Raw genomic sequence first — 13348 nt, 5'->3', positions numbered from 1 at the left:
CGACTACGCCGGACTTTCACCAGACCTGCACCGGTTCAGGCCTCGCCGCAGCCGGGCCCGATGCTATGGCAGGACCGTGCCCCGATTGATCGCCACACTCGTCGTCCTGCTCCGGTTGACCGCCACGGCCATGGCGGGCGTCGGCGCCGTGGCGGCTCTGGCGGCGACGGCGGGCTGGCTCAACGATAGTCTCGACGCCCTGACCCACTTCGCGCCCTACTGGTTGGCCCTGGGGCTGGCAGGTCTGTTGCTGTGGTTCGCCACGGGCGGGCGAGACGTGAAGACGGCGACGCCGATCGCCGGCGCCGTCGCCGTGCTTCTGGCCGGCGGGTTGATCCTTCCCGAGCTTGTCCGGTCGGCCGGGCCCCAACCGACGGCGGGCCGCGAGACCCTGAAGCTGGTCCAGTTCAACCTCTGGGGCCGCAACACCGATCCCGAGGGCTCCGTCGCCTGGATCCGGGCCCAGAAGGCTGATGTCGTCGTCCTCGAGGAAGCCTTCGGTGAGGCCGGCGGCGTCGCCCGGGCCCTGGCAGACGACTTCCCCTACCAGACCTCCTGCGCCGAGCCCGACCCCTGCCCGGTCATGATCCTGTCGCGGCGCGAGCCGGTGAGCCGGGAGGGCCTTGGCGCCGCCAGCGCGGGCGATCCGTTGCCCGCCGTCCGGGTCACGTGGCGGACGGCCGCCGGCGAGTTCAGCGTCATCGGCGCCCACTACATCTGGCCCTACCCGGCCGGACCGCAGCAGGAGATGACCCGCGACTTGGCCAAGGCGATTCACAGCCTGCCCGCCGACAGCACCATCGTGGCGGGGGATTTCAACTCGACCCCCTGGTCCTTCTCCCTTCGCCGCCAGGATCGCCTGTTCGGCCTGGCCCGGCGGACCCGGGCCCTGGCCACCTGGCCGGCGGCGTCGTTCAGCCGCTATCAGGTCGGGTTTCCGGTCCCCTTCCTGCCCATCGACCATGTCTATGCCGGCAGCGCCTGGAAAACCGTCAGCGTCGAGCGCGGTCCGAAACTCGGGTCGGACCACTATCCCGTCGTGGTGGTTTTGAGCCGCTAGGCTTCGAGGCCAGCGATTTCGCGGGCGATGTTGGCGCGGGCCGCCTCTTCCAAGCGGGCGCGAAAGGCCGGGTCGGCGTAGAGCATCGGCGCTTCGAGGAAATGGCGCATGACCCGCGCGCGGCCGGCCCGGAAGGCGGGTTCGGGCACATGGGCGTACTCGTGGCGGACGCCGGCGGCGTAGGCGTCGTAGGCCTCTGGATCGCCGCCGAGCACCGACAGGTCGATCGACACCATCAGGGCGCCGAGGCGGTCGTCGGCCTCGACGCTGTGGCCCTTGGTCAGCAGGACCAGGCGAACAACCTCGTCCACCTCGGCCGGCGTCGCGCCCAGCGACGGCAGGTCGCGGCGGGCCAGCTGCGCGCTGGCCTCCTCGTTGTCGCCGCGGGTGGGATCGTAGATGGCGTCATGCCACCAAAGGGCCCAGGTGAGCAGGCGGCGGTCATGGTCGGAAAGACCGGGAACCGCTGCCAACTCCTCCAGGCAGGCCTCGATGTGAGCGCGGCTGTGATAGCGCCGGTGCGGCTCTGCGTAAGCCGCCTCGAGGGCCGGGGTCACTCTAGGCGTCGGCGCCGACGCGGGCGGTGACGATCTTGCCCGGGGTGCGCGGCGGCTCGCCCTTGGGCAGGGCGTCGACCGCGTCCATGCCGTCGGTGACTTCACCCCAGACGGTGTACTGGCCGTCGAGGAAGGTGGCGTCGTCGAAGCAGATGAAGAACTGGCTGTTGGCCGAGTTGGGGTTGGACGAGCGGGCCATCGAGCAGACGCCGCGCAGGTGCGGGGTCTTGCTGAATTCGGCCTTCAGGTCGGGCTTCTCGGAGCCGCCCATGCCGCTGCCGGTCGGGTCGCCGCCCTGGGCCATGAAGCCGGGAATGACGCGGTGGAAGACGACGCCGTCGTAGAAGCCTTCGTTGGCCAGTTCCTTGATCCGTTCGACGTGGCCGGGGGCCAGGTCGGGGCGCAGGCGGATGGTCACCTTGCCGGTGTCGAGGGTCAGGATCAGGGTGTTGTCGTCAGCCATGGGGGGCTCCTATTGGGTTTGGGGCCTTCTAGAGCCTCAGGGGCGGCCCGGCTAGCCGTGACGGGAACGGCTGTCGATCGGGGCCTGTTCCCGATCGTCCAGACCATAGTCGCGGATGACGGAGGCGATGCGCAGGCGATAGCCGGCGAACAGGCCGCCGCGACCGGCGTCCTGGGCGACGCGATGGGCCTCGAGATTGCGCCAGGCGGCGATGGCGGCCTCGTCGCGCCAGAAGGACAGGGACAGCAGCTTGCCGGGGTGGGTCAGGCTCTCGAACCGCTCGATGGAGAGGAAGCCGTCGATGCCGGCCAGCAGCGAGGCCAGCGCCGCGGCGCGGTCGAGATAGGGCTGGCGACCATCCGGGGCCGGCAAAACCTCGAAGATGACGGCGATCATGCCTCGACCTGACGCAGGAAGGTGCGCTCCTCGGAGAGGATGAAGCGCCGGTCCATGGCCATCTGGAAGTTGGCGGCGCCGACCGCGTCGGCCTTCAGGCGGGCGCGGTAGGCCTCGTAGGCGGCCAGGCTGTCAAAGCGGATCATGGCGTGGGCGACGGTGTTGGTCCCCTCGTGCGGCATGAAATAGCCGATCAGGTCGCCGCCGCAGGCCGGGATGATGCTCAGCCAGTTTCGCGAATAGGCCTCGAAGGCGGCGGTCTGGAAGGGGTCGATGACGTAGCGGATGTGACAGACGATGGACATGGGCGGCTCCTTTGCGTTGGGAATAGCCGGTTGATCCGCCGCGACGTTACGATTAGCGTCGAACCATGAAAGTCGGTCCCGATATCGCCCGCGTCGCCGCCCTGCTGGGCGATCCGGCCCGGGCCAACATGCTGACCGCCCTGCTGGCGGGACCGGCGCTGACCGCCGGTGAGCTGGCGCGGCATGCGGGAGTCAGTCCGCAGACGGCCAGTTCGCACCTGGCCAAGCTGCAGGCGGGCGGGCTGACCCGGACCCACAGACAGGGCCGCCACAGCTACCATGCCCTGTCCGGCCCCGATGTCGCCCAAGTCCTGGAGGGGCTGATGGGCCTGGCCGACCGGGCCGGACATCACCGCATCCGCACCGGCCCCCGGGAGCCGGCCTTGCGCGAGGCCCGGGTCTGCTACGATCACCTGGCCGGCGACCTCGGGGTGAGGATGCTGGACGCGATGATCGCAGACGGCCGTATCGCCGAGGACGGCGAGGCGCTGGCCTTGACCGGGGCCGGCGCCCGTTTCGCCGAGGACTTCGGTGTCGAACCGGCGGCGCTGAAGCCGGGGCGGCGGCCGGTCTGCAAGGCCTGTCTCGACTGGAGCGTCCGGCGGCGGCACCTGGCCGGAGGGCTGGGCGCCGGGTTGCTGGAGCGGTTCTATGAGCTCGGCTGGGCGCGGCGGGAGCCGGACAGCCGGGTGGTGACGTTTACGGCCGTGGGCCGGGCGGGGTTTGGGGAAGCGTTCGGGTTGACCGCCTGAACTCCTCCGTCATCCCGGCCGTAGCGAAGCGAAGAGCCGGGACCCAGGGGCGACCGCGCCTCGATCCGAAGCTGGGCGGTCCGTGCTCCGTCCCCCCCTGGGTCCCGGGTCGCCCCAAGGGGCGCCCGGGATGACGGCAGCTAGCTGATCTCCACCGCCAGCTCGACGTCGCAGACCGAGAAGTCCGCGCCCTTCAGCTTGCGCACCCGCTTCACCTCGGCGGCGAACCAGGGGCTTTTGGGGTCGATGATCTTCACCTTCGGGCGTTCGGCCTCCGGGATGTCGGCGAGGACGCGGACGGTCTGCATGACGTCCTGCGGGGCCTCGACCGGTTCGCCGGTCTTGATGGCGCGGATGGCGTCCAGGCCGCTGATCACCCGGCCGAAGGCGGTGTAGCGTTTGTCGAGCGAGGGGTAGGCGTAGCGCATCAGGAAGAACTGGCTGTTGGCGCTGTCGGGGTTCTCGTCGCGGGCCATGCCGACCACGCCCGGGCAATAGGTGCCCCAGGCGGAGACCTTCTTGTCGCCGGTCATCGTCGTGTAGCTGATGTCCTGGCTGACCACCGGCAGGGACAGGAGGAAGCCGACCTGCGTGCCCTGCGGCGCGGCGACCGGCACGAAGCCGCTGGCGGGGTCGCGGCGGTAGGTGAACTCAGCCTTGAGGTTGGGGATGCCCTCGACCGAGCCCTCGCCGGTGTTCAGGGGATCGCCCGTCTGGGCCATGAAGCGGTCGATGACCCGGAAGAAGGTGCGGCCGTCGTACGTACCCTTGTGGGCCAGCTCGGTCAGCCGGGCGACGTGGCCGGGGGCGACCTCGGGAACCAGCTCGACGATGACCCGGCCCTTGCTGGTGTCGATGACCAGCACGTTGGCCGGATCGGGCGTGCGCCAGTCCGTCGCCTTGGGTTTGGGGGCGGCAGCGGCGGAGGTGGCGGCCAGAGCGGAGACAGCAGTCAGAACAATCAGGCGGCGCATGGCCCCTCCCCCAAAACTGGTTGTCAGCCGACCTTAGCCGGAATCTCGACGTCGCAAATGGTCAGCGGCGATTTCGAAGCCGCGCGCTGGGCCTCGACCAGGGCCTTGAAGCCGGGCGAGCGGGTGTCGACGATCTGGATCTTCGGCCGCTCCTTCTCCGGCATGTCGGAGAGCAGGCGGACGGTCTTCATGATGTCGCGCGGCGGCGCGACGGGCGCGTCCTCGGTCCCGGCCTTGATCGCCTCGACGGCCGCCTGGCCGCTGATCACCCGGCCCCAGGTGGTGTACTGGCTGTTGAGGCTGGGATAGGTGGCGCGCATCAGGAAGAACTGGCTGTTGGCGCTGTCGGGGTCCTGGCCGCGGGCCGCGCCGACGCCGCCCTTGCAGAACAGGCCCCAGCCGCCGACCTTGCCGTCCTTGGAGGCGATGGCCTGCATGCCCGGCGCGGTGCGCACCGGCATGACGCCCCAGAAGCCGACCTCGGTGACGCCGGTGTCGCCGCCGGCCGGCAGCCGCTCGAAGAGTACGAAGGGGTCCTTCATGCCGCGCCGGAACTCGAACTCGGCCTTGAGGTCGGGCAGTTCGGAACTGCCGGTGCCGTTGTTCTTGGGATCGCCGGTCTGGGCCATGAAGCCGTTGATGACGCGGAAGAATTCCAGGCCGTCATAGAAGTGGCGTTTGGCCAGTTCACGCACCCGCTCGACGTGGGCCGGAGCCAGCGCCGGCGCCATCTCGACGATGACGCGGCCCTGGCTGGTGTCGATGACCAGGATGTCGTCGGGATTGGGCGTGCGCCAGTCGGTCGGCGCGAGCGCGGGCGTCGCGGCCAGGGCGGCGGCGGGAACGGCGGTGAGGGCCAGGACGGCGGCGATCAGGGCGGATTTCATGGAACCGGCGGTAGCGGGGGGTTGAGGCAATCGCAAGGCGGAAATTGAGCGCCTTATCGAAGCGGCCGACCATTGTACCGCGGGCGGTGGGGTGGGGGAAAATCGTCGATGGCGAAGCGCGGCGGGCCCAAGGCGGTCAAACCCCGGCCTGCCTGAGGTTTGCGGTGGCGAGCCGGGGGTAGGTCGGTGGGGCGAGCGTGGGGACCCGGTGGGGGTTAGGCAGGCGGCAAGCGGGGCGAGGATGCGGCGGAGTGGGCGAACCGTTTGGCGTCCTGCGGCGAGTTGAAGCTCGTCGCCGGGCGAAAACGATGAATATGTCTAGACATATTGAAAACCCGCAGCGATTTCTGGTACTTAGCAGGCCTTCCAAATCCTGCATACTACCCCGGGGGGACCGCTTCCCGTAGCCCTCCGCTAGTGCGCCACGAGGCCACGTCGCGAGTCAAAATCTCGGGCCAGTCCGATGATTGGCAAGGCGTCGGCGGGTCGGCCGGCGGCAAATTCAATCCACTTCAGCCCCGTCGCGACATCGAACTCGCCGAGTCGCTGATCCAAGCTCAGAAAGCCAACCAAAGTCCGACCCCGCTCATCCAGATCGCAGTCAATGAAGAGTTCAATTCCCAGCGTGTCGCCTTCCGGCAATAGCCGATAGGACAGGACATCGTCAGTAATCGACTGTCCGGCGACCTCTAGGCGGAAACCGTCGGGGGACCGTGGCCTGAAGGCGGTTATCTTGAAGCCGTCCAACGCCGGCGCCGACTTCACCAGTTCGATCACCGCGGGAAAGGCGGCCTTGATCCCGTCGGCCGATACGATCAGTTCGATTGTGGACGGGTCGGCCATGCCGATTTCATGCACGAGGCCGGCATCGACCGCCTTCAAGCGGCAACCGAGTTCCTCGATGGACCACCGACGACTTAGGGGCATTCCCGGCCCCTTGATTTCGTTATGGATTTCCTTTCGGTGACTCACGAGCCATCGCCAGAAATCTTTCTTCGGGTCTCGTCGAAATCCAAACATCGCCCCTCTCGAACTACGCGATGGCGCTCGCGTGGATCATCCCCGGCCGACCTTGGCCAAGAGTTCCTTTTCGATGCCCGGGGGCACGAACTTGTGGATGTCGCCGCCGAGTTTGGCGATTTCCTTGACCAGGCGGCTGGCGACGGCCTGGTGGCGGGGGTCGGCCATCAGGAACACGGTCTCGATCTCGCGGTCGAGCTGCTGGTTCATGGCGGTCATCTGGAATTCGTATTCGAAGTCGGCGACGGCGCGCAGGCCGCGAATGATGATGCCGGCCCCGACTTCACGGGCGAAATGCATCAGCAGGCCTTCGAAGGGGCGGATCTCGATCTCGGCGAACTGCTTGAGGTGTTCGGTCTCGCGGCGGACGGTGTTGACCCGCTCCTCCAGCGTGAACATCGGCCCCTTGGAGAGGTTGATGGCGACGCCGATGACCAGCTTGTCCACCAGCTTCACGGCCCGGCCCATGATGTCCAGATGACCGTTGGTCATCGGATCGAAGGTACCCGGATAGAGTCCGACTCGCGCCAAAGCTCACCCCATCTGTGCAAGGTCCCCCGCCCTTGCTGGGCCGGGGTTTGATCGCTTCTACCCGGCGACGGGGCCGTCGTCGCCCCCGAATTCGCCTTCCGGGGAGTCTTCATCCCCGCCAGCCTCGGCCAGCCGCTCGACGCCGACGACATGCTCGTCCTTGCCGGTGCGGAAGACGATGACGCCTTGGGTGTTGCGGGCGGCGATGCGGATCTGGGCGACCGGGCAGCGGATCAGCTGGCCCTGGTCAGTGACCAGCAGGATCTCGTCCGACTGCTCGACCGGGAAGGCGGCGACCAGGCGGCCGCCCTTGCGGGTGAGGTCCTGGGCCATCAAGCCCTGGCCGCCACGACCGGTGCGGCGGAAGTCGTAGGCGCTGGAGCGCTTGCCGATGCCTTCCGTCGACATGGTCAGGATGGTCTCTTCCGCCGCGCCGAGCTCGATGAAGCGTTCCTGCGACAGCTGGGTGTCGCCGGCGGCCTCTTCCTCGTCGGCCGGCGCCTCGGCCACGTCGTCGCCCTCCTCACCAGTCTGGGCCCGCAGCAGGGCGCGCGACTGCTTGAGGTAGGCGACCCGCTCGTCCGGCGTCGCCGCCACGTTGCGCAGGATGGCCATGGAGATGACCAGGTCGTCGCCGAGCAGGCGGATGCCGCGCACGCCCATGGAATCGCGGCTGGAGAAGACACGGACGTCGTCGGCCTCGAAGCGGATGGCGCGGCCGTTGGCGGTGGTCAGCAGCACGTCGCTGTCGCTGGTGCAGAGGCCGACGCCGACGATGGCGTCCTTGCCGTCCAGCGACTCCGGATCGAGCTTCATGGCGATCTTGCCGTTACGGTTGATCTGCACGAAGTCGCTGAGCTTGTTGCGGCGGACGGTGCCGCTGCGGGTGGCGAACATGACGTCCAGGGTGTCCCAGGTCGCCTCGTCTTCCGGCAGGGTCAGGATGGAGGTGATGGTCTCGCCCTGCTCGATGGGCAGCAGGTTGACGAAGGCCTTGCCGCGCGAGGTGGGCGTGCCGAGCGGCAGGCGCCAGACCTTGAGCTTGTAGACCTTGCCGCCGGAACTGAAGAACAGCATCGGGGCGTGGGTCGAGGCGGAGAAGACGCGGGTGACGGCATCCTCTTCCTTGGTCGCCATGCCGCTGCGGCCCTTGCCGCCGTGGCGTTGCGAGCGATAGGTCGAGAGCGGGGTGCGCTTCACATAGCCGCCGTGGGTGACGGTGATGACCATCTCCTCGCGGGGGATCAGGTCCTCGTCCTCGATGTCGCCATCGCCGTCGATGATGACGGTGCGGCGTGGCACGGCGAACTTCTCGCGGATCTCGACCAATTCCTCACGGACGACGCGCATGATGTTGGCGCGGTCGGAGAGCAGCTCCAGCAGCTTGGCGATCGTGCCCGACAGGTTGCTGGCTTCGTTGAAGATCTCGTCCCGGCCAAGGCCGGTCAGGCGCGACAGGGTCAGGGCCAGGATGCCGCGCGCCTGCTCGTCGGTCAGGCGAATGGTGTCGCCCTCGACCTTGGTGCGCGGGTCCTGGATCAGGTCGACCAGGGGCATCATGTCGCCGGTCGGCCAGGCCTTGGCGACCAGGCGTTCGCGGGCCTCGGCCGGATCGACCGAGCTGCGGATGATGGCGATGACCTCGTCGATGTTGGCCACGGCGATGGCCAGGCCGACCAGGGTGTGGCCGCGGTCGCGGGCCTTGGAGAGCTCGAACTTGGCGCGGCGGACCACGACTTCCTCACGGAAGTCGACGAAGCAGACCAGCAGTTCCTTCAGGCCCATCTGCAGCGGCCGGCCGCGGTTGAGGGCCAGCATGTTGACGCCGAAGCTGGTCTGCACGGCGCTGAAGCGGTGCAGCTGGTTGAGGACCACCTCGGGGGTGGCGTCGCGCTTCAGTTCGATGACGACGCGCATGCCCTGGCGGTCGGACTCGTCGCGCATCTCGCCGATGCCTTCGATCCGCTTGTCGCGGACCATCTCGGCGATGCGTTCGATGAGGGCGGCCTTGTTCACCTGGTAGGGCAGCGAGGTGAAGACGATGGCTTCGCGGTCCTTGCGGACCGTTTCGATGGACGAGGCGCCGCGCATGATGACGCTGCCGCGGCCGGTGAGCAGGGCCTGGCGGGCGCCGGAGCGGCCGACAATCTCGCCGCCGGTCGGGAAGTCGGGACCGGGGACGATGTCGAGAAGCTGTTCGGAGGAGATGTCCGGGTCGTCGATCATCGCCAGGCAGGCGTCGACGATTTCACCGAGGTTGTGCGGCGGGACGTTGGTGGCCATGCCGACGGCGATGCCGCCCGAGCCGTTGACCAGCAGGTTGGGAATGCGGCTGGGCAGGACGACGGGCTCTTTTTCCTTGCCGTCGTAGTTGTCCTTGAAGTCGACCGTGTCCTTGTCGAGGTCGGCGAGGATGGCCTCGGCCGCCCGCGTCATGCGGCACTCGGTGTAGCGCATCTGGGCCGGCGGATCGTTGTCGACCGAGCCGAAGTTGCCCTGGCCGTCGATCAGCATCAGCCCCATCGAGAAGGGCTGGGCCATGCGCACCAGGGCGTCGTAGATCGATTGGTCGCCGTGCGGGTGGTACTTGCCCATGACGTCGCCGACCACGCGGGCGCATTTCACATAGGGCTTGTCATGGGTGTGACCCTGCTCGTTCATGCTGAACAGGACGCGGCGGTGCACGGGTTTGAGGCCATCGCGCGCGTCCGGCAGGGCGCGGCTGACGATCACGCTCATGGCGTAATCGAGGTAGGATTTTCTCAGTTCGTCCTCGATGGCGATGGGGCTGACGGCGCCCCGCCGGCTGTCATCGGGCGGCGTGTGATTTTCGTCGGTCAAGGAGAGGGATAATCCGTTGGTGGGAGCCTGTGGAATCGGCTCGGAACGTGTCACGGTTAGTTAGCATTTGATGACTGGCGGCGCCACCCGGGCGGGCCGGTTTCACACCCTGGGAGTCCTGAAAATGCGTGGTTTTCTGATTGTTTGCGCCGGGTTGGCGATGGCCGGCGCGGCTGTGGCGCAACCGGCGTCCGTGACGGTCGATCTGAAGGGGCCGAAGGGCGAGGCGCTCGGCAAGGCGACCCTGACCGAAGCGCCCAAGGGCGTGTTGCTGAAGATCGAGGCCAAGGGCCTGACCCCCGGCTGGCACGGGCTGCATTTCCACGAGAAGGGCGACTGCTCGAGCGCCGACTTCAAGTCGGCCGGCGGCCATGTGCATGGCGGTTCGACCATGGTGCACGGGCTGCTGAACGCCGATGCGAACGAGGCGGGCGATCTGCCGAACCTGTACGTGGCGGCCGACGGGACGGGCTCGGCGGAGGTGCTCAGCCCCTGGACGTCGCTGAAGGGCGCGGGCGGGCGGCAGGCGCTGCAGGACGCGGATGGATCGGCGGTGGTGGTGCATGCCAAGGCTGATGATCACATGACGCAGCCGATCGGCGGGGCTGGGGATCGGGTCGCCTGCGCGGTCGTAAAGTAGAGGAACCGTTCCTTCTCCCGCTTGTCGGGAGAAGGTGGCCCCCGAAGGGGGTCGGATGAGGGCGGCGCCGGCCTTTGAAGGCTGGTGGCTGCCCTCACTGCTTTGTGGGTTTGCCGGAGCGGCCGGTGCTGCCCTCACCCGACCCCCTTCGGGGGCCACCCTCTCCCGACAAGCGGGAGAGGGAACAGTTACGTGGCAGACGACGCCTGCTGCGCCGCCCGCCGTTCGCTCAGCGCAACGAGCGCCACCCCGACCATCGTCGCCAGGCCGCCGCCGACCAGCTGGAGCGTGACCTTGTCGCCCATGAAGTCGACGCCGATGGTGCAGCTGACCAGGGGGGTTAGCAGGAACCAAGGCGTCACCCTCCCCGCCTCACGGCGCTGGACAAGCCAGAACAGCAGGGCCGTGGCCCCGACCGTCGAGGCGAGCGCCGCGTAGATCACCAGGACCCAGATGAAGGGCGTGGCGGTGGTCGCCTTCTGCACCACGTTCGGCTCAAAGGCGAAGGAGGCGGCCAGCAGGACCGGGGCGGCGGCCAGGGAGGTCAGGCCCTGCATCTTCAGGGGCCGGATGCCGGGCGCCTTGCGCATCAGCACCGTCGCCACGGCCCACAGGGCGCTGGCCAGGACGCCGATGGCGATGCCGGGCAGGTCGGCGGCGCCGTGCGGGTCGAGGCTCATCCAGGCGACGCCCGCGAAGGCGATCAGCATGCCGGCCACGGCCGCCCGGGGCATCGTCTCGCCCAGCATCAGCCAGGCGCAGAGCGCCGTCATCGGGATCCACAGCTGCAGGGCCACGACGATGGGGCTGAGGTTATGGACCATGGCGAAGGCGATGTAGACGAGGCCGAAGTGCAGCGGCCCGGCCAGCAGCACCAGCGGCAGCATCTGGCGCCACGGCGGCCAGGGCGGCTTCATGAAGGGGATGAGGAAGACCAGCGCCACCAGGAACCGCGCCCCGCCCATGAACAACGGCGGCAGCGCCTCGGTCGCCACCTTGGCGGCGGCGTTGTTCAAGCCCCAGACCAGGATGATGCCGAAGATCGCCGCCCATTCGGCGCCGGTGAAGGGGGTTCGGGGGGAGCTGTTCACGAGGCGCCTGCCTTGACATGTACATGTCGCGGGGTCAACATGTACATGTGCCCAAGATCACCCTGACAGAGCTGCGCAAGGACCTGTTCCGGCTGGCCGACAAGGCGCTGGAGACGGGCGAACCGGTGGTCATCGAGCGCAACGGCCGCACCATGGTGCTGATGGAGGCGGGCAAGCCGTTCGAGCCTGCGCCGGCGCAGACTCATGCCGAGCGGGTCCGGGCGTTCCTGGCTGAGCCGTCGCCGTGGCCACCCTTTGACTATGATCCCGACGACAACAGTCACTGGACCTGGTCCCCCGATGACGCGCTAGACCCGCCGCAGTGATCCACCTCGATACGAACGTCGTCATCTGGTTCGTCACGGCCCAGGAAAGTCGCCTGTCTGGCCCCGCCCTTCAGGCGTTGTTGCGGGAGCCGCCGATCCTGTCGCCGATTGTCGTGCTGGAACTGCAACTCCTGCATGACATCGGGCGCATCCCACTTGAGCCGGAAGCCGTTCTTGAGCGCCTCCGGTCAAGGGTCGCGATGGAAATCAGCCGGACGGGATTCGATCGGATCATCAGCGCCGCCAGGCCTCTGACCTGGACCCGGGACCCGTTCGATCGTCTGGTTTGCGCAGCCGCCATCGCTGACGGCGCCGGGCTGATCACCTCGGACCGGCATATCCGCCAGCATCTGCCCAGCGCGATCTGGTAGCGGGTCCCGCCGGTGACCCACTTCCCCACCCGGCGCGCAACGCGCGCCTGCCCTCCCCAATTCGGGGAGGGAGGTCGCGCCGGTTGCTAGAACGGGATTTCGTCATCGAGGTCGGCGCTGAAGTCTTCGCTCGGCCCGGACTGCTTGTTGCGCTGGCCGCCGCCGAAGCCGCCGCCGCCACCGCCGCCCGAGTAACCGCCGCCGTAGTCGCTGTCGCCGCCGCCCGCCGAGGCGCCGCCGCCGTCGCGGCCGCCGAGCATGGTCAGTTCACCACGGAACTTCTGCAGGACGATCTCGGTCGAGTACTTCTCGGCGCCCTGGGCGTCGGTCCATTTGCGCGTCTGCAGCGAGCCCTCGATGTAAACGCTGGAGCCCTTCTTCAGGTACTGTTCGGCCACCTTGACGATGTTGTCGTTGAAGATGACGACGCGGTGCCACTCGGTCTTTTCCTTCTTCTCGCCGCTCTGGCGATCGCGCCAGGACTCCGAGGTGGCGATGGTCAGGTTGCAGACCCGGTCGCCGGAATTGAGGGTGCGGATTTCCGGGTCCTTGCCCAGGTTGCCGATCAGAATGACCTTGTTGACGCTGCCCGCCATGGGGTTTCTCCATTCGCCCGGCGACCATACGCGCCGGAATCTGGAGCGGACCCTAGACCCCGTTAACGATTGGGGCAAGAACAAAGTTCTCTCTTTGTTCTGATTTGGCCGGGGTTGTCCACAGCAGACTTGCGCCCATTGTTCTGCGACGCGGATCAGTTGCTGGGCATGGCCCCGGGCTGGGCCAGGCGGCCGTCGCCGGTGCGTTCGAGCATCAGGAACTGGCCGCCGTTCCACTTGGCGCGGCGGAAGATGCCGCGCGGATTGACGATCAGGAAGCTGCCCTGATAGGCGCCGATCAGCTCGCGGTTGGAGCCGCCCATGCGCAGGAAGGCGACGCGCATCTTTTCCAGTTCGGCGGCGCAGTACTCGATCTGCGGCACGTTGGTCTTGACGACATTGTACTTGAACGTCTTGCCGTCCTTGGTCACCGCGTGGAAGCAGACGCCCTTGTCATAGGGCGGCTCCGGGACCTTTTCGCAGGCCGTGAGACCCAGGGCGGCGACAGCGGCGAGAGCGGCGACAGGCTTCAGCATAA

At 67.9% G+C, this 13348-nt stretch carries 17 protein-coding genes; 5 read left to right on the top strand and 12 right to left on the bottom strand.

The window, feature by feature from the left end; all coding sequences use genetic code 11:
- Positions 1–76: 76 nt before the first annotated feature.
- Positions 77–1060: an endonuclease/exonuclease/phosphatase family protein gene (locus O5I81_RS07600; RefSeq protein WP_271068346.1), complete on the top strand. Its 984-nt coding sequence runs from the start codon at positions 77–79 to the stop codon at positions 1058–1060.
- Here the strand turns inward: O5I81_RS07600 and O5I81_RS07595 are convergent.
- Genes O5I81_RS07595 through O5I81_RS07580 form a run of 4 tightly spaced genes read right to left on the bottom strand, consistent with a single transcriptional unit; the run spans position 1057 to position 2781 of the window.
- Entirely contained in the window at positions 1057–1617 is a 561-nt protein-coding gene (locus O5I81_RS07595) for a phosphohydrolase (protein WP_271068345.1), read from the bottom strand. The genes O5I81_RS07600 and O5I81_RS07595 overlap by 4 nt on opposite strands.
- Before the next feature lies 1 nt (position 1618).
- The gene (locus O5I81_RS07590; RefSeq protein WP_271068344.1) at positions 1619–2080 is read right to left on the bottom strand and encodes a peptidylprolyl isomerase; all 462 of its coding nucleotides are present in this window, start codon (positions 2078–2080) and stop codon (positions 1619–1621) included.
- Between the two features lie 51 nt (positions 2081–2131).
- Positions 2132–2476 carry an antibiotic biosynthesis monooxygenase gene (locus O5I81_RS07585; protein WP_271068343.1) on the bottom strand — a complete coding sequence of 115 codons (345 nt, stop codon included), beginning with the start codon at positions 2474–2476 and terminating at the stop codon, positions 2132–2134.
- Positions 2473–2781, bottom strand: a complete 309-nt coding sequence (locus tag O5I81_RS07580) for an NIPSNAP family protein (protein WP_271068342.1) — start codon at positions 2779–2781, stop codon at positions 2473–2475. The genes O5I81_RS07585 and O5I81_RS07580 overlap by 4 nt, the downstream gene beginning before the upstream one ends.
- A gap of 65 nt (positions 2782–2846) precedes the next feature.
- Between O5I81_RS07580 and O5I81_RS07575 the strand changes: the two genes are divergently transcribed.
- The gene (locus tag O5I81_RS07575; RefSeq protein ID WP_271068341.1) at positions 2847–3533 is read left to right on the top strand and encodes a winged helix-turn-helix domain-containing protein; all 687 of its coding nucleotides are present in this window, start codon (positions 2847–2849) and stop codon (positions 3531–3533) included.
- Between the two features lie 140 nt (positions 3534–3673).
- On the opposite strand, the gene O5I81_RS07570 is transcribed toward O5I81_RS07575, so the two are convergent.
- The 5 genes from O5I81_RS07570 to gyrA all read right to left on the bottom strand — a co-directional run bounded on the left by O5I81_RS07570 (position 3674) and on the right by gyrA (position 9786).
- Positions 3674–4507 (bottom strand): peptidylprolyl isomerase, encoded by an 834-nt coding sequence (locus O5I81_RS07570; protein ID WP_271068340.1) that lies wholly within the window; start codon positions 4505–4507, stop codon positions 3674–3676.
- Between the two features lie 23 nt (positions 4508–4530).
- Positions 4531–5394 (bottom strand): peptidylprolyl isomerase, encoded by an 864-nt coding sequence (locus O5I81_RS07565; protein WP_271068339.1) that lies wholly within the window; start codon positions 5392–5394, stop codon positions 4531–4533.
- Positions 5395–5808: 414 nt separating this feature from the next.
- Positions 5809–6276 (bottom strand): hypothetical protein, encoded by a 468-nt coding sequence (locus tag O5I81_RS07560; protein WP_271068338.1) that lies wholly within the window; start codon positions 6274–6276, stop codon positions 5809–5811.
- A 174-nt stretch (positions 6277–6450) separates the two neighbouring features.
- Positions 6451–6945, bottom strand: a complete 495-nt coding sequence (gene coaD / locus O5I81_RS07555; RefSeq protein ID WP_271068337.1) for a pantetheine-phosphate adenylyltransferase — start codon at positions 6943–6945, stop codon at positions 6451–6453.
- A 57-nt stretch (positions 6946–7002) separates the two neighbouring features.
- Positions 7003–9786, bottom strand: a complete 2784-nt coding sequence (gyrA, locus tag O5I81_RS07550) for a DNA gyrase subunit A (RefSeq protein WP_271068336.1) — start codon at positions 9784–9786, stop codon at positions 7003–7005.
- A gap of 124 nt (positions 9787–9910) precedes the next feature.
- On the opposite strand from gyrA, the gene O5I81_RS07545 reads away from it, so the two are divergent.
- Positions 9911–10426, top strand: a complete 516-nt coding sequence (locus O5I81_RS07545; RefSeq protein ID WP_271068335.1) for a superoxide dismutase family protein — start codon at positions 9911–9913, stop codon at positions 10424–10426.
- Positions 10427–10614: 188 nt separating this feature from the next.
- Here O5I81_RS07545 and O5I81_RS07540 read toward each other — a convergent pair whose 3' ends face one another.
- On the bottom strand, positions 10615–11517 hold the full coding sequence (locus O5I81_RS07540) for a DMT family transporter (RefSeq protein ID WP_271068334.1): 903 nt from the start codon (positions 11515–11517) through the stop codon (positions 10615–10617).
- A gap of 47 nt (positions 11518–11564) precedes the next feature.
- Here O5I81_RS07540 and O5I81_RS07535 point away from each other — a divergent pair, with 47 nt between their 5' ends.
- Positions 11565–11843: a type II toxin-antitoxin system Phd/YefM family antitoxin gene (locus tag O5I81_RS07535; RefSeq protein ID WP_271068333.1), complete on the top strand. Its 279-nt coding sequence runs from the start codon at positions 11565–11567 to the stop codon at positions 11841–11843.
- Positions 11840–12214, top strand: a complete 375-nt coding sequence (locus O5I81_RS07530; protein WP_271068332.1) for a PIN domain-containing protein — start codon at positions 11840–11842, stop codon at positions 12212–12214. The genes O5I81_RS07535 and O5I81_RS07530 overlap by 4 nt, the downstream gene beginning before the upstream one ends.
- Before the next feature lie 86 nt (positions 12215–12300).
- On the opposite strand, the gene ssb is transcribed toward O5I81_RS07530, so the two are convergent.
- Positions 12301–12810, bottom strand: coding sequence for a single-stranded DNA-binding protein (ssb, locus tag O5I81_RS07525; RefSeq protein ID WP_271068331.1), 510 nt, complete (start codon positions 12808–12810; stop codon positions 12301–12303).
- Between the two features lie 155 nt (positions 12811–12965).
- A complete protein-coding gene (locus O5I81_RS07520; protein WP_271068330.1) occupies positions 12966–13346 on the bottom strand; it encodes a hypothetical protein in 381 nt (126 codons plus the stop codon).
- Positions 13347–13348 lie beyond the last annotated feature (2 nt).

Origin of the sequence: Caulobacter sp. NIBR1757 (assembly GCF_027912495.1) — a bacterium.
GTDB lineage: Bacteria > Pseudomonadota > Alphaproteobacteria > Caulobacterales > Caulobacteraceae > Caulobacter.
This window is presented reverse-complemented; position numbering and strand designations above follow the sequence as displayed.

What these genes read in the sequence shown, in the direction of transcription:
- O5I81_RS07520 (WP_271068330.1), bottom strand. Translation starts at nt 13,346, where the DNA reads ATGCTGAAGCCTGTCGCCGCTCTCGCCGCTGTCGCCGCCCTGGGTCTC.
- ssb (WP_271068331.1), bottom strand. Translation starts at nt 12,810, where the DNA reads ATGGCGGGCAGCGTCAACAAGGTCATTCTGATCGGCAACCTGGGCAAG.
- O5I81_RS07565 (WP_271068339.1), bottom strand. Translation starts at nt 5,394, where the DNA reads ATGAAATCCGCCCTGATCGCCGCCGTCCTGGCCCTCACCGCCGTTCCC.
- O5I81_RS07575 (WP_271068341.1), top strand. Translation starts at nt 2,847, where the DNA reads ATGAAAGTCGGTCCCGATATCGCCCGCGTCGCCGCCCTGCTGGGCGAT.
- O5I81_RS07570 (WP_271068340.1), bottom strand. Translation starts at nt 4,507, where the DNA reads ATGCGCCGCCTGATTGTTCTGACTGCTGTCTCCGCTCTGGCCGCCACC.
- O5I81_RS07585 (WP_271068343.1), bottom strand. Translation starts at nt 2,476, where the DNA reads ATGATCGCCGTCATCTTCGAGGTTTTGCCGGCCCCGGATGGTCGCCAG.
- O5I81_RS07545 (WP_271068335.1), top strand. Translation starts at nt 9,911, where the DNA reads ATGCGTGGTTTTCTGATTGTTTGCGCCGGGTTGGCGATGGCCGGCGCG.
- O5I81_RS07590 (WP_271068344.1), bottom strand. Translation starts at nt 2,080, where the DNA reads ATGGCTGACGACAACACCCTGATCCTGACCCTCGACACCGGCAAGGTG.
- O5I81_RS07580 (WP_271068342.1), bottom strand. Translation starts at nt 2,781, where the DNA reads ATGTCCATCGTCTGTCACATCCGCTACGTCATCGACCCCTTCCAGACC.